The 25452-nt window shown below is 37.0% G+C and carries 23 protein-coding genes, 1 tRNA gene and 2 pseudogenes; 13 read left to right on the top strand and 13 right to left on the bottom strand.

The annotated features are described in order from the left end of the window. Positions 1 to 6: 6 nt before the first annotated feature. The gene (locus tag A5482_RS00370) at positions 7 to 906 is read right to left on the bottom strand and encodes an IS5/IS1182 family transposase (RefSeq protein WP_069790049.1); all 900 of its coding nucleotides are present in this window, start codon (positions 904 to 906) and stop codon (positions 7 to 9) included. A 60-nt stretch (positions 907 to 966) separates the two neighbouring features. Between A5482_RS00370 and A5482_RS00365 the strand changes: the two are divergent. Then, positions 967 to 1224 (top strand): annotated as a pseudogene (locus tag A5482_RS00365) (DegT/DnrJ/EryC1/StrS family aminotransferase); the annotation flags it as partial. A 26-nt stretch (positions 1225 to 1250) separates the two neighbouring features. Here A5482_RS00365 and A5482_RS00360 read toward each other — a convergent pair. After that, positions 1251 to 2834 carry an Hsp70 family protein gene (locus A5482_RS00360; RefSeq protein ID WP_069791269.1) on the bottom strand — a complete coding sequence of 528 codons (1584 nt, stop codon included), beginning with the start codon at positions 2832 to 2834 and terminating at the stop codon, positions 1251 to 1253. Between the two features lie 190 nt (positions 2835 to 3024). Further along, complete coding sequence (locus tag A5482_RS00355; RefSeq protein WP_069791268.1) at positions 3025 to 5085, bottom strand: thioredoxin domain-containing protein; 2061 nt, start codon at positions 5083 to 5085, stop codon at positions 3025 to 3027. A gap of 406 nt (positions 5086 to 5491) precedes the next feature. Between A5482_RS00355 and A5482_RS00350 the strand changes: the two genes are divergently transcribed. Next, the gene (locus tag A5482_RS00350) at positions 5492 to 6610 is read left to right on the top strand and encodes an SAM-dependent methyltransferase (RefSeq protein ID WP_069791267.1); all 1119 of its coding nucleotides are present in this window, start codon (positions 5492 to 5494) and stop codon (positions 6608 to 6610) included. Between the two features lie 58 nt (positions 6611 to 6668). Here A5482_RS00350 and A5482_RS00345 read toward each other — a convergent pair whose 3' ends face one another. After that, entirely contained in the window at positions 6669 to 7241 is a 573-nt protein-coding gene (locus A5482_RS00345) for a Uma2 family endonuclease (protein ID WP_069791266.1), read from the bottom strand. Between the two features lie 197 nt (positions 7242 to 7438). Between A5482_RS00345 and A5482_RS00340 the strand changes: the two genes are divergently transcribed. Next, complete coding sequence (locus tag A5482_RS00340; RefSeq protein WP_069791265.1) at positions 7439 to 8002, top strand: Uma2 family endonuclease; 564 nt, start codon at positions 7439 to 7441, stop codon at positions 8000 to 8002. Positions 8003 to 8004: 2 nt separating this feature from the next. Here the strand turns inward: A5482_RS00340 and A5482_RS00335 are convergent, their stop codons facing one another. From A5482_RS00335 to A5482_RS00325, 3 genes are all read right to left on the bottom strand, one after another. Continuing rightward, positions 8005 to 8457, bottom strand: a complete 453-nt coding sequence (locus tag A5482_RS00335) for a divergent PAP2 family protein (RefSeq protein ID WP_069791264.1) — start codon at positions 8455 to 8457, stop codon at positions 8005 to 8007. Positions 8458 to 8470: 13 nt separating this feature from the next. Continuing rightward, positions 8471 to 9355, bottom strand: a complete 885-nt coding sequence (crtE, locus tag A5482_RS00330; RefSeq protein WP_069791263.1) for a geranylgeranyl diphosphate synthase CrtE — start codon at positions 9353 to 9355, stop codon at positions 8471 to 8473. 158 nt (positions 9356 to 9513) lie between these two features. Then, entirely contained in the window at positions 9514 to 11016 is a 1503-nt protein-coding gene (locus A5482_RS00325; protein ID WP_069791262.1) for a serine/threonine-protein kinase, read from the bottom strand. Positions 11017 to 11148: 132 nt separating this feature from the next. Here A5482_RS00325 and minC point away from each other — a divergent pair, with 132 nt between their 5' ends. The 5 genes from minC (at position 11149) to A5482_RS00300 (ending at position 14282) form a co-directional block, all read left to right on the top strand. Then, positions 11149 to 12093 (top strand): septum site-determining protein MinC, encoded by a 945-nt coding sequence (gene minC, locus A5482_RS00320; protein ID WP_069791261.1) that lies wholly within the window; start codon positions 11149 to 11151, stop codon positions 12091 to 12093. Positions 12094 to 12135: 42 nt separating this feature from the next. Then, entirely contained in the window at positions 12136 to 12564 is a 429-nt protein-coding gene (locus tag A5482_RS00315; protein WP_069791260.1) for a VOC family protein, read from the top strand. 181 nt (positions 12565 to 12745) lie between these two features. Further along, a complete protein-coding gene (gene remA, locus A5482_RS00310) occupies positions 12746 to 12994 on the top strand; it encodes an extracellular matrix/biofilm regulator RemA (protein WP_069791259.1) in 249 nt (82 codons plus the stop codon). Between the two features lie 518 nt (positions 12995 to 13512). After that, on the top strand, positions 13513 to 13749 hold the full coding sequence (locus A5482_RS00305; RefSeq protein WP_069791258.1) for a hypothetical protein: 237 nt from the start codon (positions 13513 to 13515) through the stop codon (positions 13747 to 13749). After that, positions 13749 to 14282 carry a TniQ family protein gene (locus A5482_RS00300; protein ID WP_069791257.1) on the top strand — a complete coding sequence of 178 codons (534 nt, stop codon included), beginning with the start codon at positions 13749 to 13751 and terminating at the stop codon, positions 14280 to 14282. The genes A5482_RS00305 and A5482_RS00300 overlap by 1 nt, the downstream gene beginning before the upstream one ends. Positions 14283 to 14403: 121 nt before the next feature. On the opposite strand, the gene A5482_RS00295 is transcribed toward A5482_RS00300, so the two are convergent. After that, a complete protein-coding gene (locus A5482_RS00295; protein WP_069791256.1) occupies positions 14404 to 15030 on the bottom strand; it encodes a response regulator transcription factor in 627 nt (208 codons plus the stop codon). Between the two features lie 47 nt (positions 15031 to 15077). Beyond that, positions 15078 to 16154, bottom strand: coding sequence for a sensor histidine kinase (locus tag A5482_RS00290; protein ID WP_069791255.1), 1077 nt, complete (start codon positions 16152 to 16154; stop codon positions 15078 to 15080). Between the two features lie 124 nt (positions 16155 to 16278). On the opposite strand from A5482_RS00290, the gene kdpA reads away from it, so the two are divergent. The 5 genes from kdpA to A5482_RS00265 all read left to right on the top strand — a co-directional run bounded on the left by kdpA (position 16279) and on the right by A5482_RS00265 (position 21979). Further along, positions 16279 to 17958 (top strand): potassium-transporting ATPase subunit KdpA, encoded by a 1680-nt coding sequence (gene kdpA, locus A5482_RS00285; protein ID WP_069791271.1) that lies wholly within the window; start codon positions 16279 to 16281, stop codon positions 17956 to 17958. Next, positions 17859 to 19769, top strand: a complete 1911-nt coding sequence (kdpB, locus tag A5482_RS00280; RefSeq protein WP_369816746.1) for a potassium-transporting ATPase subunit KdpB — start codon at positions 17859 to 17861, stop codon at positions 19767 to 19769. The genes kdpA and kdpB overlap by 100 nt, the downstream gene beginning before the upstream one ends. Before the next feature lie 172 nt (positions 19770 to 19941). After that, complete coding sequence (gene kdpF / locus A5482_RS00275) at positions 19942 to 20229, top strand: K(+)-transporting ATPase subunit F (protein ID WP_369816744.1); 288 nt, start codon at positions 19942 to 19944, stop codon at positions 20227 to 20229. 85 nt (positions 20230 to 20314) lie between these two features. Continuing rightward, positions 20315 to 20893, top strand: coding sequence for a K(+)-transporting ATPase subunit C (gene kdpC / locus A5482_RS00270; protein ID WP_069791254.1), 579 nt, complete (start codon positions 20315 to 20317; stop codon positions 20891 to 20893). 6 nt (positions 20894 to 20899) lie between these two features. Continuing rightward, on the top strand, positions 20900 to 21979 hold the full coding sequence (locus tag A5482_RS00265) for a sensor protein KdpD (RefSeq protein WP_069791253.1): 1080 nt from the start codon (positions 20900 to 20902) through the stop codon (positions 21977 to 21979). Positions 21980 to 22047: 68 nt separating this feature from the next. Here A5482_RS00265 and A5482_RS00260 read toward each other — a convergent pair. From A5482_RS00260 to A5482_RS00245, 4 genes and pseudogenes are all read right to left on the bottom strand, one after another. After that, positions 22048 to 23359 (bottom strand): annotated as a pseudogene (locus tag A5482_RS00260) (IS701 family transposase). Positions 23360 to 23972: 613 nt separating this feature from the next. Then, positions 23973 to 24053, bottom strand: a tRNA-Leu gene (locus tag A5482_RS00255). A gap of 56 nt (positions 24054 to 24109) precedes the next feature. Further along, the gene (locus tag A5482_RS00250) at positions 24110 to 24661 is read right to left on the bottom strand and encodes an NYN domain-containing protein (protein WP_069790360.1); all 552 of its coding nucleotides are present in this window, start codon (positions 24659 to 24661) and stop codon (positions 24110 to 24112) included. A gap of 226 nt (positions 24662 to 24887) precedes the next feature. Beyond that, positions 24888 to 25385, bottom strand: a complete 498-nt coding sequence (locus A5482_RS00245; protein ID WP_069790364.1) for an HNH endonuclease — start codon at positions 25383 to 25385, stop codon at positions 24888 to 24890. Between the last annotated feature and the right edge of the window lie 67 nt (positions 25386 to 25452).

Here is a 25452-nt window from a genome sequence, read left to right as displayed (position 1 = left end):
TTTATTTTATGCTACTTCCAAATATAAATTCCATAATCCACAAGCTGTTACCATTAGTTTGTCATCAAATTCTGGCGTTCTATTTCTATAAACTGATGATACAGCATAGTATCTTTTTACCCCTGCAAAAGCGTTCTCACATCCTACTCTTTCCCTTGATAATTCTCTATTTTCCTCTTTTTGTTCCACCGTCAACTCTCCCCCTCTCGGTTTTTTTTGAGGTAAAAAGACATTATCATACATTTTTTGCACTCCTTGAAATCCCGAATCTGCTTGTACTTTCACCATATCTGGTATTCCCCCAATCAAGTCAAATTGATCATGGATTTTTTTATCATGAATTTTGCCATTACAGGTGGGTGTTAACTGTAATATCTTTTTTTCTGGGCTTACTACCGCTAGATTTTTACGGGTGTGTCTTTTCTTTTTTCCTGAGTAATTTTCTTTTTGTTTTTTCTTGTCTTGTGGTCGATTAATCGGTCTTTCCACCCCGTCAATCATCACTCTTTCCACATCGGGAAAATATTCCCTGAACTCTTGAATTGTGCTAATTTTCCTTTTTGGCAATACCTGTTTTTCATTTAATGTTTTTTCTAAAACCTCTTGTAGTTTATGACTCCATCGATAAGCTTGACTTCGGTCACAATCAAAGAGAATAGCAGCTAAATCAAATGTTGGATAACATTTTAAATAAAATAGAATATAGAAAAGTTTCTGCTCAATGGTTTTGAGATGAGATTTTCGACCTCCGCCAAAGCGTCTCTGACGAGAAGAGTCACTTTTTTGTGATAATGAAAGATAAACCGACTCAAAACTGACTAATAAATCATCAAATGCCTTGCGATTCAATCCTGTGGTGGCTCTGAGGAGTCGATCTTGATTAAGTATTTTGTCAATATTTAACATTCTACTTCTTTTTACTTAGTCAGTTTTCTCTATTATCTCCTATTTCGCAACAACTCTAATATAAAACCTTCTGAGGTTTATGATCGCAATGTAATTCAGGATAAGTTAGATAAAATAGGTATCCAAACGGGTATCCATTACCCTATTCCTTGTCATTTACAACCTGCCTATGGTTATTTGGGTTATCAAAAAGGAGATTTTCCTAATGCCGAAAGTCTTTGTGATAATATTCTTTCTTTGCCTATGTATCCCGGTATTAAGGATGAACAGTTGCAGATGGTATCAGATAAAATTAAAGAGATAATTATAAGTGGTTAGTAGGTAATGGTTTGGGGGCAAGAAGTTTAACTAAGTTGGGCAACTGCACAGTTATCAAGCAGGGTTTCGTTAGTTAACAAGTCTTCCACGGTAATTTTGAGGGTACATTGTTCATCTACGATAAATAATACCTTAATTCGATCGCTCCCAGGGGTACCAACGGGATTTAGAGGGGCAATGTTTCTTCCTCCTTTTTTATCATTAAGGGGTTGCACTGTTGTATTACCACTGATTACTTGTTTTGTTACAATGCGATCGCCATCAAAATAAACTTCGGTGCTAGTGGTTTCTTGCCCCAATTCACCGATAATTAATTCAATACTAGGTTGGTTTTCCACCGATGCCCCAAGGTATAAGGGGATAGGATTACCCATGGGGTAGGGTTGCCCACTGGGGATGATGGTGTGCCAGTCATGGCGACTTTTGCGACGATTCCAGTAACGGATACCATAGCTATGGTAAAGAAAGTCTTTTACTTGTAAACCTTGTTCAATTTTTAATGCACCTATGGCAATGGCGGAAAAGGGGCGATCGCACTTTATCTTTTCTGGGTTAAAATATTGTTGTAACCAAGTTTGTAGGACTGGAATTTGGCTACCACCCCCCACCAATAACACTTTATCGATATTTTCTCTAACTACTCCATTCCGTTGGGCTTGTTGTAGGAGGTTATTAATAAGATTATCTAATTGCTCAAAAAATTGATTTTCGTTTAATATTTGCTCAAAAGTTTTTCTGTCTAAAGATAACTCATAGGTTTCTAAAGTGCGATCGTTAAAATAGACTTCTTCAGCAGTTTCTTCCTCAGATAATTTAATTTTTACCCTCTCAGCCAAGCGACTAATTAAACTTGATTTAGGTATATCTTTTTCCTTGTGAAAATAATCCATCAACCAGTTATCTAAATCTGCTCCTCCCAAATTCATTCCAGCCTTAGCAATTACCTTGGCAACTTTATTTTTTTGGGCCGAGCTCTTACCTAATACTTTTTCGCCCCATTTCAAAATAAATCCTTGGGCTTGGTTACTTTTTCCTAACTCTAATTGTACTAAAGAAAAATCAATAGTTCCTCCCCCAAAATCTACCACTAAAATAAAATCATCCTCTTGGGTTTCATAGCCCAAAGCCGCTGCGGTAGGCTCATCAATAATTCTTACCTGCTCAATTTTCCACTTCTGACATACCTCTGTCAACCAATTACGATAACTTTCAAAGCTATCTACAGGCACAGTAATAATTAAAGAATCTGGCTTTTCTGACAACTCTTTTAATATCCCCGATAAAAACCATTCTCCTACTTGTTCAAAGGTAATATTCTGCTCATCTAATTGGGGTAAAAATCCTTGAATATTGGAACCGATACCCCTTTTGAAATTTTTGAAAAATCGCTGATTATTACTAATATCTAAACCATTATCTCTTACTTTTTGCCCTATTAATAAATCTTGATTTTGGGCATCTTTCACATATACTAAACTAGGAATTAATTCTGGGTTAATAGCAGTTTGTTGGGCAATTTTTGGTAATTTGATTACTTCCATTGTTTGGGTATCAGGATCAAATTTTGCGATAACCGTATTACTTGTACCAAAATCAATTGCGATCGCCATTATGCTATATTCCGACAGGGTAAATTTTGTTTGTTTAATAAATATTTTAAATCATGATTACTTCAATTTATTAAAAATAACCCCTTAGCCCTATGATTCAAGGCACACTCAGATAAAATTACGAATTTATTTATTAAATGATAAGGGGATAAAACCCCTGAGTGAAGACATAAAAACAAAAATAAATTTTTTATATACCCCCTGTAATACTTACTTGCTCGATAATTTGTTCCTTCGTCACAGCTGGTTCTAAACATGATAAACCACGACACACCAAACCAACACTATTATCAGGAATATCTTTACTAATACAAGGAATAAAATTAGGTAAATATAATTTATTTAAGTCCTCTAAAAGTTGTACGCTACTTTTTACACTACTACCATCTAAAAACCATTTTAAACCTGTAAATAAACTAGGACAACTAACGGAAGAATCAGTCATTTTTTCGGAGAATATCTCTAGGGTTTTTTCTGCCTTATCAAAATATTCTAAATTATCAGTCATTAATCCTAATCTAACGAGATTAGCTACAGCGACACCGTTAGGAGAAGGGGTTGCATTATCGATATAACCCTTTTCTTTGATCAGTAAATCGTTACTATTATCATGGGCATTGTTATAATATCCACCATCCTCTTGATCATAACAATAATGGTCAAATTCTTCTTGTACTTTGATAGCTTTTTCTAACCAATAATTTCCTGCATTGAGAGAATTTTGTTGTAAATCTAGGAGGGCTTTAATCAAAAAAGCATAGTCTTCTGATTGAGCCAAGGTACTAACTTTGTTACCATAATTTAAACGGTGTAATCTTTGATTTTCCCATTGATTTTTGAGGATAAATTTAACAGCAGTTTCCGCTAAATCTAAATATTTACTATCTCCAAAAACTCCATAAGCCCTTGCTAATCCTGAAATCATTAAACTATTCCATGCCACAATCATTTTTGTATCGGTGACGGGGGGAATACGCCCTAACCATTCTAGGGATTTGGCCTCGTCATTGTTACGGGCAGGGGCAAAGGTGGTTAATTTATCTGGTTTTTGCCCATAGCGCATGGTAAAAAGTTTATCGAGGGCGGTTTTAACTATGGGGGTGATGGGTTTGTCAGGATGTTTTTGTAAGACGTTTTTCCCTTCAAAGTTGCCTTCATTGCTGATGGTGAATACTTCCTGAAAGGCAATTAATTCTTCATGACTAAGGATTTGTTGCAAGTCGAGGTAATGCCAGACATAAAAATCTCCTTCTTCGGGCTCTTCATCTTGAATATTGGGGAAGTTATCGGCATCTTGGGCGCTGTAAAAGTAGCCTTCGGGGGCGCTCATTTCCCTTTCTAACCAAGCCAGTGTGCCTTCACAGGCAACCCGATATTGGGTTTTTTCTGTGCCACTACTCCAAAGGTTGGCAAGGAATTCCATGATTAAACCATTATCATAGAGCATTTTTTCAAAGTGGGGAACTGTCCATGTAGAGTCCACGGTATAACGATGAAATCCTCCACCTACATGGTCATAAATACCACCATTTACTAAGTCTATACCTCTTTGGATGCAAAGTTGATGGGCTTTGTTGGCATTTTCGGGAGAAAGGGTATGGATACCTACTAGGGTGGTATTGCTATAGGGCATCATGGGAAAACGAGGGCTACCGTATTCGTTACGGGCTAAAATCTTGCTATTTTTTTCTAGTCCTTGGCTGAGGAGTTTGGGGTTAAGGTGATTGTCTGGATTGGGTTTGAGGTTACTATTGTTTTCAAGAATGCCGACTATTTCTTGTTTGAGGGCGTTGAGTTTTTCGGTTTGTTGATGATAAAAGTTGTGGATGGATTCGAGGATTTGGAGGAAGCCGGGGCGTCCGTAACGGGGTTCGAGAGGGAAATATGTGCCACCATAAAAGGGTACTAAGTCATCGGGGGTAAGAAAGATGTTGAGGGGCCATCCTCCTTGCCCTGTCATCATTTGTAAGGCTTGCATATAGATGCTATCGATGTCGGGGCGCTCCTCTCTATCTACTTTGATGGCGATAAAATTATTGTTTAGGTAATGTGCGATCGCACTGTCAGAAAAAGCCTCACCCTCCATCACGGTACACCAATGACAACTAGAGTAACCAATGGAAAGAAAAATAGGTTTTTGCTCCTGTTTTGCCCTACTCAGGGCTTCTTCTCCCCAAGAATACCAATCAATGGGGTTATGAGCGTGTTTGCGCAAGTAAAGGCTTTGGGCATGGAGAAGATGATTCGGCATGGGTATCACAGGCGTTATCGTTAATACTCTGATCCTATCAAAAATAAAACTAGGCGTACATGTAGTTATGTTAAACCTCATAATATCGATACTACAAAATTGATTTTCTTCTCAAAAAACTTTAGATTTATTTTATATTTTTTATTAAAATTTTTGTTAGAATCGGCGTATATTTTTACAGAATATAGTAGTTTTAAATAACGTATAATCATCAAAATTACCATGGGTATTATGATACACTAATTTACCCAACACATTTTGTCATTTTCATATAAACACTTAAAAAATTTCTTCATAATAAAAAAGACCACGTAAAAAAATAAAAAGAGAAAATTATTAAACATAAAATCAGCTCTATATTCTGAGTAATAAATAATTATTTTCCAATTTATCGGAGGGGTTTTTTATGACTTCTATGGCTGATATAAACAATCAATTTGTTTCTCCTGAATTCAACAATATCCAGACTAACTATCAGAAAAATAAATTTCTAGTTCAATGTTTTAACACCATGCAAATGGCGGCGTGTGAAAGCTATATTAATGGATTGGAAATACCTGATTTTTTAGTAAAATCAAACTTAGATACCATGATTCCTATTTGTTATCGAGAGTATCCTTTTTTATTAATCCCCTATGAATGGTTATTAAAAGAGAGCGAATACTTAGCTGAAAAATCCCATGAATTGATGGAAACTCAATATAACTTACCCAAAGAACTATTTAAAGTTATGCTAGGGGAAAGTCAATTAATGTATCCCAAATACACCATGGCATTATGGCAAAAAGGAGCCATAAATCTGGAACAAGCACAAATAGATATGTTAGATGATCTTATTACTAAAGCCCAAATAAAAGACGGAGATCATATATTAGACATAGGTTGTGGTTTTGGTAGTGCTTTACATTACATTCTTTCCAAATTTCCTAACTGCCAAGTAACAGGATTAAATCTAAGTAAAGAACATTGTCAGTATATTCGTAATAAAATAAAAGATGATCAAAGTTATTTTAGTTCGGATCGTTTTACCTTAATTGAAGGTGATTTTAATACCATTAATTTTGAACACAAATTTGACAAAATTATTAGTTTAGGAGTATTTGAACATATAGGAAACCTAACAAATGGTTTTAAAAAAGTATCATCTTTATTGACAGATAAAGGTCAATTCTTACTACATATTATTGCCATTAAACTTCCCCATAGTATCTCGAGTGTCTTTCTGGAAAAGTACATCTTTCCACGCTTTAGAGTATGGGGTTATGAAAATGTACCGTTATATAATCAAGACCTTAAAACCGTTGATAAATGGTTTATGAATGGCTCAAATTATTCTAAAACATTAGTAACATGGTTGCGTAACTTTGATAATAACCAAGAATATCTTAAAACCCTTAAATATGATATGGAATATAGTCGTTTTCGCAGACTGTGGCGGTTATATTTGATATGGTGTATTGCTTATTTTGATGCTTGTAATGGGGAAGTTTTGGGCAATGGGCAGTATCTGATGACTAAAGCCTAATCGAACTATAACAAAATCATCATAACTTTTATTCTTAGTAATTTCTCTACTGTTTTATTTACCAAATTAATTCCAAATTTAAGGTAAAGTTTATTAAAATATGTTCTCCTAACAAATTACTAGGATTATCTAATATTTCAGTATTTTGATTCTCTCGATAAATTTCTACTTGTCTATCTTTCCGATTAATTAACCATCCTAATTTTGCTCCATTTTCCATATATTCTTTCATCTTCTCTTGGGTAGTTTTTAGACTATCACTAGGAGACATTAATTCGATGACAAAGTCAGGGCAAATATGGGCAAATTTTTCTTTTTCTGTATCAGGAATTGATTGCCATTTTGTAAGGGGAATCCAGGAGGCATCGGGCGACCTAATGGCGCCATTTGGTAATATAAAACCAGCGGAAGAATCAAAAACTATGCCTGAATTTTCTTGATTATTCCATAACCATAACTGAGCAATAATTCCAGCATTTCTGTTACTACTAATATCACCTACGGGAGTCATAATAACTAAATCTCCTTGATTATTTTTTTCAAATCTAATATTACGGTTATTGAGGCATAGTTGATAAAATTGTTCGTTGCTAATATTTAATGATTGACAGTCAATGGTTAGGGTTGTCATGGCTATTAATCTATGTTTTTAATAAGTTTATTTTAGAAAAATTGTTATGAGACTTTTTTCCCCTTATCTTTTATTTCTTTTTTAGAGAAAAAGAGGATCATTTTTCACTTTTTATCTAGGAGTGCCATATTTGACCATGGGAAAATAGTATTAGTTCTATAATAATTCTATGGTAAATATTTTACAGGGTATAATTTATGGTTACTCTCATTGGTAATAAAACTGTCAGTTTAGAGGAGTTTCTACAACTGCCTGAGACTAAACCTGCACAGGAATTTTTTGATCATAAAATTATTAGTAAACCGATGCCTCAAGGAAAACATAGTATTATTCAAGTTGAATTGGCTACAGCTATTAATTCAATTCTTAAGCCTAAAAAAATTGGTTTTGCTTTTCCTGAGTTGAGGTGTACTTTTGGGGGTAAATCTATTGTGCCTGATATTGTGGTGTTGACTTATGATCATATTCCACGGGATGATAATGGGGATATTGGGAATGTGGTGAGTATCGCCCCTGATTGGATGATTGAGATACTTTCCCCTGAACAAAGTCAGAGTCTAATTATCAAAAAAATATTGCGTTGCCTTGAGGATGGATGTCAATTAGCATGGATAATTGATCCTGAACATAAGACTATTTTTGCTTATTATCCTCAGAAAGTGAAAGCTTTTGATGTGGATGATGATGTTTTACCTGTGCCAGATTTTGCTTCAGATTTGAGGTTAACGGTAGGGGATATTTTTGGTTGGTTGAATTTCTAAGATTAAACGAGGGGAAGGAAAATGGCAGAGCTTAAAATTCCCAAAATTAAACCGACTACTACCTGAAAAGGGGTATGCCCCAGTAATTCTTTGAGTCTTTCTTCGTTAAAATCTTCGTTGTTAATCATTCCTTCCATGATTTGGTTTAATACCTTTGCTTGTTTTCCTGCGGCTTGACGCACTCCTGCGGCATCATACATAACGATTCCTGCAAAAATAGAGGCGATCGCAAATTCGGGGGACGACCATCCCAAAGTTTGCCCCACACCCGTGGCTAAAGAGCCCACAAGGGCAGAGTGAGCGCTAGGCATACCCCCCGTACTAACGATATACCGAAAGCTAAATTTGCGGTTATGAACAGTATCTACCGTAACTTTGATGATTTGGGAAAGAATACAGGCTAAAAGAGGAATTACAATTAATTTGTTGCCTAGAACTTCATTCATTATCTGCATTGTTTACACCCCCTTAATTTTTTCTATTAACGATAAATTCTGCTAGGGCTTGTAATGGTTGGGCTTTTTCTCCATATACCGCTAACTGTGCGATCGCACTTTCCACCAATTCATCAGCCTTAGCCTTCGACTCCTCCAACCCCCACAACTTAGGATAGGTAGCCTTATCAGCAGAAATATCCTTGCCCGCCGTCTTACCCAACTCCTCGCTAGTAGCCGTCACATCTAAAATATCATCAATAATTTGAAACGCTAAACCGATATTTTTTGCATAGATAGAAAGGCGCTCTAAATCCTCTTGGTTTGCCCCTGCCAAAATCGCCCCAGAAGTCACACAGGCTTCTAATAAAGCCCCCGTTTTGTGAATATGGATAAAACTAAGCATCTCCGCCGTCACATCAGTCTTACCCTCACACTCCAAATCCATCACCTGCCCCCCAACCAAACCTTGGGCGCCCACCGCCCTAGTCAAAACCTTAATCACCTCTAACACATTCTCAGGAGGCACCCCCTTAGTTTCCCTCGCCACATACTCAAAAGCATAGGTTAACAACCCATCCCCCGCCAAAACCGCAATATCTTCCCCATACACCTTATGATTAGTCAACTTACCCCGACGATAATCATCATTATCCATAGCAGGTAAATCATCGTGGATTAAAGACATCGTATGAATCATTTCCAAAGCACAAGCAGAAGGAATCGCAATATCATCATTACCCCCCATCAACTCACAAGTAGCCAAACACAAAATAGGGCGCAATCTCTTGCCCCCTGCCAACAAAGAATAACGCATCGATTCATAAATCTTTTCAGGCTTACCCATGGGCAAAGACTCATCCAAAGACTTTTCCACCAACTTTTGTTTCTCTTTCAAATAGCTTTGTAAATCAAACACAGAATTTTACTTTCCTCTACTTGCCTTTATTTCTAATCTTTTGGAATATAATCCCTTAGTAGATATACCAGATATTATTATCAATGATCATTGACCATTAGGCAATAAAAAATAGAGCATAAAAATTTAATTATCAACTATCCATTATCCATTATCCATTATTTAGCCCTTGCCACCGCCGCCAAAATCGTCTTTTTCACAGACTCAAACTGTTTTTTCAAAATAATTTTACTCCCTTCGGGTTGTCCTTCACCCTGCCAAGAAGAAGCCTTAAGCAGAAAATTTTGTAGTTGTTTCAACTTCTCAGAAGCGACATTAACAGTTAACTTTTGTTTATAACCAGAAGGATGTCCTAACTCAAAAAGTAAAATATGGTACTTCTTCTGACTAATTAAATTAGTACTAATTTGAGCACCAATATCTGTTTTCAAATCCAAATAACAAGGCAACCATTTTGGCTCATAAGTCCGATTATAAAGCAAATTAACCCACAAAATCATCGGGTGGGGAGTAGCCTGAAACATAAAGTGGGTAAAACAAAAAGTTGATTTAGGTTGAAAATGTAGCACCTCATCAGACTCCAACATACTCCATAAACTAGAAAAAGCACCCTCTTGGGCTTCAACCAAATTCGGAAAAACAATCTTTTTCTGGGGTTTATCCTGCGGCCAAAAACTTTGACGATAAACCGTATTGATAGGAAGAAGTGCCGAAGATGCTTCTTGACTTTTTTGATTTATTTCCCCATCGCTATTATATTCCCTGTCTAAAGGGATAATTACCTTCAAAATTTCCCTTATATTTTGAGGGCGACGGGCAGGGGATTTATGTAAACAACTCATAATCAAGTCATCTAAATCCTTGGGTAACTCCAAATAAGTAGGTAATTTTTTGGGGGGAAATTCATTATGGGCTTTGTACCACGACTGAAAATTATGAGCTTCTGCCTTAATGGGAGTTTGTTGGGTTAACATCTGATACATCAATACCCCTAAACTATAAATATCAGAAGTTGCCTTCAATTCATCCTCCGCCATTTGTTCAGGAGAGCAATATTCAGGAGTACCCATAAAGGATTTTTGGGTTAAAGATTCATCAGGATTATGAATTTGGGCAATACCAAAGTCAAGGATTTTGACAAAATGACCTCCTTTTTCATCCTTGGCTAAAAATATATTACTCGGTTTAATATCTCGATGAATAATGGGGGCTAACTCATTGTTGACTAAAATACCATTATGAGCGCACTCTAATCCCAAGCATATTTGACGGATAAGGGATAGAAATTTGGGGAAAGAAAGGGGCTTTTTCTTAACTAGTTGATCTAAATCATACCCTTCTAGATATTCCATCACATAAAATGGCACTTGACTATCATCAACGCCATAATCCTTTACCCTAACAATATGATCACTTTGTTCACCTAATAATGCACTTATTTTAGCTTCTTTCTGGAAGCGATCGCGCATTTTACTATCCAACAAAGCCTGAGAAAGAAATTTGATCGCCACTACCGTATCATTATTATTAGTATCAAAAGCCTTATAAACCTGCCCCATGGCTCCCTTACCCACCAAATTACCGATTTTGTAGCGATTTGTTAGTAATTCTTGGGAGTCCTTCTGTAAGGACTTGACTAAATCTGAGATAGGCTTAAACATTATGATACTGTACCTCTACCATGTTGAGTTGCCATAGGAATAAACCCTAAGCACCTTATTAAATATATTATAGAATTTAAACCGTTCGTTTTTTTGCCCTTGACCATAAAAAACCATTTACTTCCTTAAATAATGATTAATCCATCCGAAAATATCCCCCCCGAAGAAAGTAATCTTTTCCCCACAGAAAACCATACGCCCCCAGAATTATCTTCTACCCAAGAAAATGATTCTCCCCCAGAATTACCACTCCCCGAAGAAGTCACCGAAACCCCTCCCCTCAGTAGTCAAGAGCAAATTAAACTAAAACAAGAAGGGGATTTTGTCTATCTTTTTTTACCCCCCCACAAAACCAACCATAGCAATCAATGGATAAGGATGATAGAGGATTTCAAAACTCGATTGCAAAAAATGGATAAGTCATGGCTTCCTGACACAAAAGCCCACTTAGATAGCGGTGATAAGTTATTGGATACGAGACAAATTAGGGAGTTAGATGAAATTCTTGAACAAAATCAACTCAAACTCGATTTAGTCATTGCCCAACGTCGTCAAACTGCTGTGGCAGCGGCTAGTGCGGGTTATTCTGTTAGGCAAAATCCTTCTATTTCTCTTTTTGTTAAACCTAAAGAAAATCCTCAACAAAATTTAGCTGAACCTTTATATCTTAAAACTAATTTGCGATCGGGGGTGCAAATATCTCACCATGGCACGGTAATTATTCTTGGTGATGTCAATCCGGGGGCGACTATCATTGCGGGGGGAGATGTTTATGTGTGGGGTACTCTAAAAGGTATTGCCCACGCAGGGGCAGGGGGTAATCGAGAATGTTTAATTATGTCTTTAAAAATGAATCCAACTCAACTGAGAATTGCGGATTTAGTAGCTAGGGCGCCTGATAATACCCCCGATAGTGTGGCGGAGGTGGCTTACATTGGGGATGGGGGTATCAGAATTCGGGATGCGGATACTTTTCGTAAGTTAAATGTTTTTAGTACACAAAAACAACACTGGGTGAATAGTAGTCATGGGGAATTGAAATTCGAGCGCACTGAAAACCTAACCATTGAAAATTGATTTATATTGGAGGTAGAGGAAATATTTAATTATTTTGTTGTTATGAATAATATTATTTTTCATTTAGCAATTCCCATGATTAATGGGGAGGATACTAAAAAATTTTATGGAGATATTTTAGGAGCGAAGTTGGGTAGAAATAATGACCATGCCATGATTTTTGATTTTTATGGACATCAGTTAGTCGCTCATACGAGCAAAGAAAATGTTACTCCTCCTCGGGGGATTTATCCTCGTCATTTTGGTATCGTTTTTACGAAGGAATCTGATTGGGATGATTTGGTTTTTAACTGTGAAAATAAACAGGTTGAGTTTTATCAACCTCCTCGCATTCGTTTCTCTGGGGAATTAACTGAGCATAAAACTTTCTTTTTACAAGATCTTGCCTATAATATCCTAGAATTTAAGTTTTATCGTCATTATGAAGCTATTTTTGGGGCTACTGATGTTATGGCTATAGGCGATCGCTAATTAAATATAACCTTTAATGAACCCATATTTATCCATAAATAAAAAAACTCTTATTTTTGAGTTAAATAATTAACATCCTATGACCAAAATTATCAGTTTATGCTCATAAAAAATCATTGTTAATGTTAAAAAATAAAGATATGATTACTCTAGTCATTATCTATAGCAAATCATAAAATTGATGGATATTAAATTAGTGAATATAGGTTTTGGGAATATTGTTTCTGGTAATAGAATTATTGCCATTGTTTCCCCAGAATCAGCCCCCATAAAAAGGATTATCAATGAAGCAAAAGATAAAGGTCAACTAATAGATGCTACCTACGGGAGAAGGACACGGGCTGTTATTATCACAGACTCTAACCATATCATACTATCTTCCATTCAACCTGAAACTGTGGCTCAAAGGTTTACTTCTCCGAAAGAATGAGGTAGTAGGTCAACACCGAAAAAAGTTGTACAGTAACAAATTAAATGACGCTATAACAAATTATTGTCGTCGAAAATAAATACGTCGAAAATCTTTGTGGATGAAGCATTACTAATGATACTACCTTAAATCAGGTTTAACGATTCTTCAAAATTAATTAACAAATTAGATGTCGTTTTCCCTAGAAATAGCGAATTATATGTCGCCTTCCAATTAGGCGACTTTTTTGTGTCAAAGGTGGTCATTAACAAATTAGATGTCATACAATACGTATTAATCTACTATGTATTAATAAAACATTTATGTAAGAGTTATGGCGATGGATGAACAATTTTCCGATGTACCAGAATTAATAACTCATACTGAATCCGTAGAGAAAAGTATGCTAATAAAACGAACAATGGGCTTAAGCCCATTGCCAAAGACAATAAATAAAATTACAGTTTATAAATCGGACTTAGTATAAGAAGGATGAACAGGTTTATAATCGTTTTCGTGCCTGTTATCGGTTTGGTAAGTTGGCAGGGGAGGAATTTAGTCGTACGGTCAATATTTGGGAAAGACAAGTATTGAAGCTACCTGTGGCTTCTAATTTGACGAGTCAAAGAATGTTGAAATTGATTGGGGAGGCGACGCAAGGTTATATCGGTATTATAGATATGGTTTTGCGTGATGCGGCGATTCGTTCCCTCAAAAAGGGACTAAACAAGATTGATTATGACACTTTGAAGGAAGTTGTACAGGAGTATAAGTGATGGAAATTCAGCCTTGGTGGTTTACGATCACGCAGTGGCAGGGCTTCGCCCTGATCGCACCTTATGAGGGTGAAAGCATCAGTCATTTTTTAGGTCGTTTTCGGCGAGCAAATGTGCTTACTGTTTCTGGTTTGGGTGAGATAACTGGACTCTACGGGGCGATCGCCCGTTGGGAAAAGTTCCGTTTTAATCCTCCTCCTTCCCTTGACCAGTTGGAAAAATTAAGTGCGGTCATACAAGTGGACGTGGCAACGTTACAAACTATGTGTCCTTCTGCACCGATGAAAATGACTCCCATCCGTCTTTGTTCGGCTTGTTATGGTGAAAACCCTTATCATCGGATGGAATGGCAGTATAAAGAGGTTTACAAGTGCGATCAGGGCAAAGCCCTGCCACTGCGTGATCGGCATCAACTAAAACTTTTATCGGAATGCCCCAATTGTGGTGCTAGGTTTAAGATTCCTGCTCTTTGGGTTGATGGTTGGTGTCACAGATGTTTTACTCCTTTTGCTGAGATGATTCAAAAAGTATAAATTAACCTCATTTTATGTGTTTTCTTATACTACTTTGTTTTTCTCTCATTTTCTCGATTTTAGAGCCATAGTTTTTTGCACGACAAGAGTGGGGTGCGGAAGATCAGATAAACTACAATAATCAATCATTTGTCCATAATAAAATAGCCTGAGTGCGATCGCTCACATTCAGCTTTTGAATCATAGTATGGGTATGCACCCTTACAGTACCGGGGGTTATATAAAGAATTTGAGCAATTTCCTGATTAGACTTACCCTCTGCCATTAATTCTAAAATTTCCTTTTCCCTTTTGGTGAGAATATCTAAAACCGAACTATTACGGCTAGGAGGAGAAACGAAAGCTGATTTAATTTTTTCGGTGGCGGTAGAATCCCACCATGAAGCGCCCGCTGCCACAGAGCGAATAGCTAAAATCAAATTTTCAGCAGGAATACCCTTTAAACAGTAACCCTGAATACCTGTCTCAATTAAACGATTAATTAAGGAGGTTTCAGAGCGAGATGTCAGAGCCAAGATAGGTAAATCGGGATGATTGACTCGAATTTGTTGACAGGCTTCTAAGCCACTCATACGGGGTAATCCAATATCTAATAAAACTAAATCCAAAGGATGGCGATTAGTTAGATTAACGGCAGTTTCACCATCTTCAGCTTCTGCCACAATTTGCAAATCCGCTTCTTGTTGCAGTCGTATGGAAAGCCCGAGACGAAACAATTCATCGTCTTCTACTAAAAGAATTTTTAACATATAGTCCTAAAGGTAACAACTTAATTAGTTTAGGGGATTGAAAAAAATTAATCTCGATAATTAGGTAAAGAGAAACTAAACTCCGCCCCCCTTGGTACAAGATTTTTTGCCCAAATTCTGCCCCCATGAGCCTCGATAATTTGACGAGATAGATATAAGCCCAATCCAGTACCCTTGGCTTGGCGATCGCTGTTAGACTGATAAAAACGCTCAAATAGATGGGGTAAATCATCTATTTTTATTCCTGAGCCATAGTCTAAGATTCTAACAGTTTGAGAGGATAAAATAATATCGATGCGATCACCCCTTAGAGAATGATTAATGGCATTGGTCAATAAATTAGTTAGCACACGCCTTAATTGAAAAGCATCTCCGTTTACCCACACAGAAATGGGAAAATCTGAATTACCATAATTAAAGCTAATATAAACCTCATGGGCAGAAGCCAAAGGGGCTAAAGTATTGGTGACTTCTTGAATTAAAACTCCTAAATCTAAGGGTGCTAAATCCAATGGTAAACCCTCTAAATCATTGCGATAAATATCCAGCAAAGTTTGCACTAACTGTAAACTTGACTCATGGGCTTTCATCATGGTGTTTAATACTCTCACTTGCCCATGGGTAACGGTACCAAATTGGTTTTTTTTGAAAGCATCGATGGTACTAATAGCGCCGAGTAAAGGGGTTTTTAAATCATGGGTAAGAGTCGAGGCAAAATCTTGCCGTAAACGAACTAACTCTTGTTGTGTTTCTAGCTTTGTTTGTTGCTCGATTAATCTTTCTTGATAAACTCGATTACGCTCACTTAACCATCCTGTAACAATTAAAGACATAGTGGCAATGAGTCGATTGGCAATGGTAGAAATTTCTACCGCTGTGCTAATGTTTATCCAAATATTAAGCATAGTAAGAAATACAGCAATAACTGTCGCCACAAGAGTTGCTTTACCCCCATAGCTAACATTCACCATTAATATAGCCCCTGTATAAAAATAACCAAAAACATAAGCTGGTGGAGTAGTATATTCCAGAAAAACTACAATTATAAATAAAGCGACAATTAGCACCATTTTTTTTTCACGAAGATGCAAAGATACCAAGACTTTTTTAAGTAGTTTCGTCATAAAAAATAATAGCGTTTAGATAAGTGTTTAGAAAAGATAAACGCAAAGTTATACGTTTGTTTAGAGACTTTTAATGGTAATTCTTTTTAAGATTAAGTTAAAAGTTTTATTTGTTTTAAAAGTTATGGTTCAAGGATTTATACAAATCATTTTAACCCTGATATTGGTAATTTTAATTACGCCAATACTAGGTAGTTATATAGCAAATGTTTTTTTAGGAAAATCTACTTTTTTAGATAGATTTCTCAAACCTTTAGAAGCTCGACTTTTTCCATTATTTGGTTTAAAAATTATCGAAGCAACGAACACCACAGGAGTACAGTATGCAAAAGATGTGGTGGCTAGTAATTTAATTATGGGTATCCTTGTTTTTTCTATTTTGATGCTACAAGGATTCTTACCATTAAATCCCACCGAACTAGATGCCCCCAGTTGGGATTTAGCTTTACACACTTCCATTTCCTTTCTGACTAATACTAATCAACAGCATTATTCTGGGGAAACAACCTTTAGTTATGGTTCTCAGGTACTGGCTTTAGGTTTTTTGATGTTTACCTCCGCAGGTACAGGTTTAGCCGTGGCGATCGCCTTTATCAGAGGCATAACAGGAAAAAGATTAGGCAACTTTTACGTAGATTTAACCCTATGTATTACTCGGATTTTGTTACCTATATCCATAGTAGGGGCGATCGTTCTTATTATTTCAGGAGTACCCGAAACCCTATCTCCCCCCATCACAGTGACAACCCTAGAAGGAGCAAATCAAGTAATTGCCACCGGTCCAGTTGCCCACTTTGAAATTATCAAAGAATTAGGGGAAAACGGAGGAGGTTTTTTCGGCATCAATTCAGCCCATCCCTATGAAAACCCCAATCCCTTCTCTAACTTATTTACTATCCTTGCCATGATGAGCATTCCCACCTCCTTAATTTATACCTATGGAGTATTTGCCCAAAATAAGCGTCAAGGATGGTTAATATTTTGGATGGTATTTAGTATTTTTGCCTTTCTCGTTGTCATTAGCGCCGTGGGAGAATATCAAGGAAACCCTCTAGTTAATAACCTTCTCGGAGATACTCAACCCAACTTAGAAGGGAAAGAAGTACGATTTGGCTGGAGTCAAACCGCATTATGGGCAGTGATGACCACAGGAACCATGTGCGGTGCAGTGAATGGAATGCACGACTCCTTGATGCCCCCTGGAGGATTTAGCGTCTTATTCAATCTTTTCCTACAAATAGTATGGGGAGGACAAGGCACTGGTACAGCATATCTATTTATTTACCTCATCTTGGCAGTTTTTTTGACAGGCTTAATGGTGGGAAGGACTCCAGAATTTTTAGGCAGAAAAATAGAAAAACCAGAAATCGTTTTAGCCAGTGTCATTTTATTAGTACATCCCATTGCCATTTTGATACCCAGTGCCATCACTTTAGCTTTTCCTGAAACCTTAGCAGGAATAAGTAATCCTGGTTTTCATGGTCTATCTCAAGTAGTTTTTGAATATGCCTCAGCGGCAGCCAATAATGGTTCAGGCTTTGAGGGTTTGGGTGACGATACCCTATGGTGGAATCTCAGCGCTACTTTTAGCCTTCTTGTGGGTCGATATGTACCGATTATTGCCCTACTACTACTGGCTGACAATATGTCCAGAAAACAAAAAGTACCTTTAAATGCTGGAACATTACGCACAGATACCAAGTTATTTACGGGTGTAACCGCAGGGGTAATTTTGATTTTAGGGGCATTAACCTTTTTTCCCGTACTAGCACTAGGTCCCATTGCAGAAGGATTTGCTTTTTAACAATCCTTTTTGCGAATTTTGCCGAAGCAGTGGCAGAAGGGAGAGGTAAAGCCCAAGCAGACGCACTCAGAGCCACTAAAAGTGAAACCATTGCTCGAAAAATAATGGCTGATGGCACTACTCAGGAGGTTAATTCCACTTCCCTTAGACGGGGTGACCATATCAAGGTTATTGCAGGGGACGTAATTCCTGCCGATGGAGAGGTAATTGGTGGTATGGCTTCGGTGGATGAATCGGCTATTACGGGGGAGTCTGCTCCTGTTTTGAAGCAACCCGGCACTGATATTGCTAGTTCGGTCACGGGGGGGACTCGCATTGTCTCCGATGAACTTACCATCAGGATTAGTGTAGATCCAGGTAAAGGTTTTATTGATCGTATGATTAACCTCGTGGAAGGGGCGCAGAGAAGCAAAACCCCTAATGAAATTGCTTTAACGGTATTGTTGGCGGTTTTAACTCAGGTTTTCTTGATTGTAATTGCTACTATGCCTCCTGTGGCGAATTATGTAGAAAATCCCGTCAGTATTGCCGTATTAATTTCTTTATTGGTTGCTCTCATACCTACCACCATCGGGGGTTTACTCAGTGCCATCGGTATTGCGGGGATGGATCGAGTAGCTCAGTTTAATGTAATTGCAACTTCGGGGAGAGCGGTGGAAATTTGTGGAGATATTAATACTCTTGTACTGGACAAAACGGGTACTATTACTTTGGGTAACCGCTTGGCAGAGGAGTTTATCCCTGTAAATGGTCATACCATGGAAGAAGTGGCGGAGGTTGCGCTGATTTCTAGTCTTTTTGATGAAACTCCCGAAGGACGATCCATTGTTGATTTAGCAAACCAATTGGATGTGGATACTAATTGCGATCGCCATGGAGCCACAGGCATAGAATTTTCTGCCCGTACCCGTATGAGTGGCACTGATTTAAGTAATGGCATAGAAGTTCGTAAAGGAGCAGTGGATGCTATCAAAGGATTCGTGCGATCGAGAGGTGGTAATGTTCCCGAAAAACTAGATCAAGTGTACGAAAAAGTATCCCGTTTGGGGGGTACTCCCTTAGCAGTGTGTCAAAAAGACGAAATTTATGGGGTCATTTATCTCAAAGATATTATTAAACCGGGCATTCGAGAACGATTTGACCAAATGAGACGCATGGGAATTCGTACTGTAATGCTTACGGGAGATAACCGCATCACCGCTGAAGTAATTGCCGAGGAAGCAGGGGTCGATGATTTTGTTGCTGAGGCTACTCCCGAGGATAAAATTGAGGTGATTCGCAATGAACAAGCCAAAGGAAAATTAGTTGCCATGACGGGGGATGGGACCAATGATGCTCCAGCCCTTGCCCAAGCTAATGTGGGGGTTGCCATGAACTCTGGTACTCAAGCAGCCAAAGAGGCGGCTAATATGGTGGATTTAGACTCAGATCCTACCAAGTTAATTGATATTGTCACCATCGGCAAACAATTATTAATTACCCGTGGCGCTTTGACTACTTTTTCCATTGCCAATGATGTTGCCAAATATTTTGCCATTATTCCTGCTATTTTTGCAGGTACAGGGATTGGGGCTTTAAATATTATGAATTTAGGTAGCTCTCAATCAGCCATTTTGTCCGCTCTGATTTATAACGCTTTGATTATTCCTGCTTTGATTCCTTTAGCTTTGAAAGGGGTAGAATTTCGAGCTTTAACGGCGGATCAACTGTTACAAAGAAATATCCTTATCTATGGTTTGGGGGGCGTTATTGCTCCTTTCATCGCCATTAAGGCTATTGATGTGGTGGTAACGGCGGTGGGATTGGGTTAAATTTCTGACTGTAAAGTTGTTGCGAAATAAGTTTTTTGAAAAACTCAATCTTTATTTAACAAGGATTTTAGATACGCAGATATTTAATTCGCAACAGGTCTTTTATTCTATTTTCCTCGCCCGTGAAAACAGTTTGCTTTAGCACCTTTTATTTTTACGTTACCAACAAAATATGATGAACTTTAACACTTTTGAGCCTCAACAAATGACCACTAAAATTAGTTACCGTAATATGCAAGAAACAAGTTTGACAATAATTTGTAAATTTTTCTCCCGAAAATTACCTGTTTATTTAATATCAGTTTTATTGATTAATTTAATCTTTTCCCCTTTGGTTTACGCCAGTACCAATCAAGTTATGTCTCGGGGTCAATCTTATGCTCTAGGACTATTAGGCTTAGTAACGATTAGTTTATTCATCTACTTATTTGTTGTTATTTTTCAACCAGAGAAATTTTAAGATAATTGGTTGTTTAAACAAAAGATGAATTGTATTTTAACCGCATAAAAATATCGATACTTTACTTTTTTAAGGAGAATAAAAAATGCTTTCTATGGGTGATTTTTCTAAAGCTATTCGCGCTACTCTCATTCTATGGTTAATCACAGGGATTATTTATCCTTTGTTTATTTTGATTTTTGGACAAGTGTTTATACCATATCAAGCTAACGGTAGCTTAATTGAAAATGAGCAGGGCAACATTGTTGGTTCGGTTTTGATTGGTCAACCTTTTCGGGGGGATCTCTACTTTTGGAGTCGTCCTAGTGTCGTCAACTATAGTACAGGAGAGGATGCAGGTCATACGGGAGTATCTGGCGCTAGTAATTTAGCCCCTAGTAATCCTGAACTGATGGACTATATTGCAACCCAGTTGGAAGAATTAGAGTCCGCAAATATAGCTCCTCGGGCTGATTTAGTTTATACTTCAGGGTCAGGACTAGACCCCCATATTAGTCCTCAATCGGCTCAAAATCAAATGGAACGCATTGCGATCGCCCGTAACCTTACCCCAGAGCAATTACAGGAACTAATCGAAGATAATACAGAGGGTAGATTTTTGGGTATTTTTGGCGAACCCAGAGTAAATGTTCTGCAATTAAACCTTGCCCTTGATAATCTTTAATTAACCATGAATCACAAACAAGGCAACCATAAAATATTTATTGGTATGGCTCCGGGGGTTGGTAAAACCTATAAAATGTTGCAGGAGGGCAAGAGTCTTAAGCAAGATGGTATTGATGTGGTTATCGGACTTTTAGAAACCCATAACCGTCAGGAAACTTTATTACAAGCTAATGGTTTAGAAATTATCCCCCGCAAGGCTATTAATCAGGAGGAGTTAACCCTAACGGAAATGGATACCGATGCCATTATCAACCGTTGCCCTCAATTGGTATTAGTTGATGAGTTGGCTCATACCAATGTCCCTAATTCTCGATACCAAAAACGCTATGAAGATGTGGAAGAAATTCTCAGGGCAGGAATTGATGTTTATTCTACGGTCAATATTCAACACTTAGAGAGTTTGAATGATCTTGTGGCGAAAATTACGGGGGTAGTAGTTCGAGAACGTATTCCCGATCGCCTTTTAGAAGAAGCAAATCAAGTTGTTGTTATTGATGTAACCCCAGAAACCCTTGAAGAGCGTTTACTAGGGGGAAAAATATATGCTACGGATAAAATTGAGCAATCTTTGCAAAATTTTTTCCAACGTAAAAATCTCATTGCTTTAAGGGAATTAGCTCTGCGAGAAATTGCTGATACAGTGGAGGAGGAAACCCAGCAATTACTTTCTTCTACACAGTTTTATTCTATCCAAGAGAGAGTGTTAGTATGTGTTTCTACTTATCCTAATTCCTTGGGTTTGTTACGCCGTGGAGCAAGATTAGCTAATTATATGAATGCTCCTTTTTTTGTTTTATTTATTAAAAATCCTGAGCATTTTCTTTCTAAAACCGAAGCCCTGCACATCGAAACCTGTCAAAAACTTTGTCAAGATTTTGGGGGTACTTTTTTACGAGTTGAAGATGATAATGTCCCCGAGGCGATCGCCCGAATTGCCGAACAACAAAAGATTACCCAAATTGTCATTGGTGAAAGTAAACAACCTTTATGGAAACGTTTGTGGAAAGGTTCTTTTACCCAGAAATTAATGAAATTGATTTGGAAAAAACAAATAGATTTACATATTATCGCCACTCAACATTAGAGATTGACGAAGTTTATTATTATTCCTTTTTTGTCACTTTCCGAAATAACTAATCGGAAAAAATAAATTTATCCACTGAGAAAATGAATCATACAATTATTGCTGTATTTGAGCAAATTACTAAACCCTATCCATAATACATCGCTTTCCATTATTCTTAACCAAGGTAATATTGTGCAAAAAATAAGCATTGGTTTAACCATAATTCGATAGTTAATCAATGTATTTTTCCAACTACTAAAATCACGCCAATCTTCTGTGATGAAGATTTTCTTATCTTGAGTCTCTACTATTTTTTCTTGATTAATTAAGTCTGTAATAAGTTGAGTTTTTAAGCTAATCATCCAGTAAACACTATTGATAATTTCCCACCATTTTTCTATATCTTCTCCCTTGGTTAAACGATAATCTGTCCAGCCTAATTCTTGTTTACACTGCCGAAATCCATACTCTATCCATGTACGTTGACCATATAAATTTCCCATAGTTTTTTTCTGTTCAGTTCTCGTTTTTTGGATGTTAGTCATTACAAAACTAGTGCTGTTTTCTGGCATAGTTTCTGTGTTAGTAGTAATTTGCCAATAAGTTATTTCTCTTCTGAGACCATAAATAATTTCTCTAATGTATCTATCTTCTTTTTTACCATCACTAAAAATTCGTTTAAATTTGTACCATTTATTCGCTCTTATCGTCTGTGAACTTGGCATCCAGACACCATGGTCTTTTCTAATACAGACAATCAAATCAAGATTATTTTGTCTCAGTGCATTAATTAAAGTCGATGCTTCCCCATATAAACTATCAGCTAATACTAAATTAATAGAAAAACCTAACTCTACTAAATACTCGATAATTTCTCTTGCTAATTCTATTTTTGTTTTGTAAACATCACCCTCTTTGAGAGTCTTTTTTGGTTTGAATATTCTTGTCACTAAAGGGAAAGTAATATTTCTATAAAGACCATAAACATTTACTGATACTATACCTTGATCTATTTTCCCTAAGCTTCCCAAATATTGTCGAGAAGTATAATCTGTGTTATTTCCCTTTTTACGATCTCCTGTTTCATCAATGATTACTGTAATCGGTGTATCAATCAGTATACTTAAAATATATTTTAAACGTACTTTTTCCAAGTCTGATGAATTCCAATTAGATTTTGTCAAAAAATGATGTAAACCTTGAGAGGAAACATTAACAATTTTACTTATTTCTGGCAAAGATTTTCTTTTGAGTGTTGAAATTAATCCTAAGTGTAAATATTTAAATACGCACATCAGAAAATAAAGAACGATAAAACGAACAATAGTTATCAATCAGAGGAACTGTTTCTGTGGGATTTCGAGGTAAGTGTTGCCTGATTTGTTCAGCTATATCCATTGCCATAATTGCGTTTCATTTTTACTATCTTTTTATTTTGCCACTTTTTCTCTCGGAAAGTGACAAAAGAGGGATGATCTGTAAGGCGAATCGTAAAATACCTTCTATAGGGATTGAAAGTTACACCATGCAACTATTATTTATTTATTTACTTATTATTGTTAAAATCGTAAAATACTCTCTATATATAAGTATATATGGGTCTTATCGGTTTATTACATGGCTTATAGGGTTATAATAGCTGTAGTGCCGTAGTTCAAGTTTTAGTTACCTCTGCTCTACGAAAGTTTGGAGTAGTTTACTTTTAATTAAAAGTTTGCTTTCTGCTCCTGTTAACTGATTTCGATGCTGTCTATCTTTGGATAGAGAAAATAAGAGCACTCTCCGCAATAAGGATGCAGGTGTCCTGTTACAGCGGTTAGCGAATCACTTCCGAGCAAGGAAGAGTTCTTTTAGAGAACTGAAAGCGAGTCTCTCCGTCTGCCTTGACGACATTAATTTGTTATCACGTCATTTAATTTGTTAAGACGACACTAATTTGTTACCGATGACAAATAATTTGTTAATGTACAAATATGATGTACAATTACTATTTAAAACACTCTTTATAGAATGCGGACGGAGAGACTCGAACTCTCACATCAGAGATACTAGAACCTAAATCTAGCGCGTCTACCAATTCCGCCACGTCCGCTTTAAATAAGACCAAAAACTATAATAACACAAGCTAAATAAAAATTCAAGGAGAAATCATCGATGAGTTCCGAAACGCATTTGTGTAAGAGCTTTCTGAGTTTTACTATCGAGGGAGTTGAATAAAAAGCGCCCTTGGGGCTTATTCCTAGAGCGATGATTGCGTTTTTCTCTTTTTTGGGTCATATCAATCTCCTTTGCCAAGACTTGAGCTGACATCCATTCTGCCCCATAACCAACTACTGTGTGGCGTTGTGCTTGGTCTGAGGTAGCAACTACAATTCTGGTGCTAGTATCGGGGTTTTTGCGCTGAAATGAAGCACAATATTTTTCTATGTAGGTGTCTGCAGTTTCGTTATAAGATGTATAGTGTACCCAGAGGCGATCGCTATATTTATCCTTATAGCTAGGAGTTTTTTGGTAATGAGCGTCAAATACTACCTTTGTTTCTAATGCCTTGTAACCAGTGTAATTCACGAGGGTATCTAGCAAAGACTGTCTAGCATACTCTAAACCATTCTTATCCCTCATTTTCTTAAGGGAATTCCACGCCCCAATGATGTTGTAACCATCTACCAGCAAAATAATTTGAGAAGTAGTAGAAACCATTTTCCTGCATATATCCTATTTTATGGGTTTATCTGTCTTGATGTCATAATGTTAAATTTTAGCAAAATTTTATAATTGTCGGTGTATAAATATTGACAACTAAACCAACAATTTATCCCTATCAAAAGTAGAGACGTAGTATGTTACGCCCCTACACAAAATCAACTTTACAGCACAAGTTATCTTGTGTGTCTCAACCTCAATGACTCCACTTTTTCAGCGCCCCTTAGATACCAATGACATACTTTCGCCACTCATGATTAAGATTATCTTTAGTACACTTAACAATTTCAAAATGCAAACTGCTGTAAGGTTTTCTTGGTTGCGTCAATAACGGCATCTCTGCTTCCTTCGGAGTTCTATTTCCCTTACGAATATTGCACCTCACACAAGCTGTAACCAAATTTTCCCAAGTATCAGGGCCTTTTCGGGAACGGGGAAGAACATGATCTAATGTTAATTTTTCCCCTCTATAATTACAATATTGACAAGTATGTCGATCGCGCTCTAGCACATTTTTTCTAGTTAAAGGAATTTCCTTATAGGGAACCTTGACATAATACCGTAACCTAATCACCGAGGGTAACGGGAATGTCTGACAAATAAATGTTCCATCATGCTCTAACTGTTCCGCCTTGCCTTTAATTAACAGAATTACCGCTCTTTTCCAACTGGTGATATTTAGCGGTTCATAGGAGGCATTTAAAACTAAAACCTTACCCATAAACGTCTTTTTCCAAGGATTTATTGCTGATACTAGCACAAACAACATATTTATTGCACAAAATAGA

The organism is Cyanobacterium sp. IPPAS B-1200 (assembly GCF_001747005.2).
Lineage (GTDB): Bacteria > Cyanobacteriota > Cyanobacteriia > Cyanobacteriales > Cyanobacteriaceae > Cyanobacterium.
This window is presented reverse-complemented; position numbering and strand designations above follow the sequence as displayed.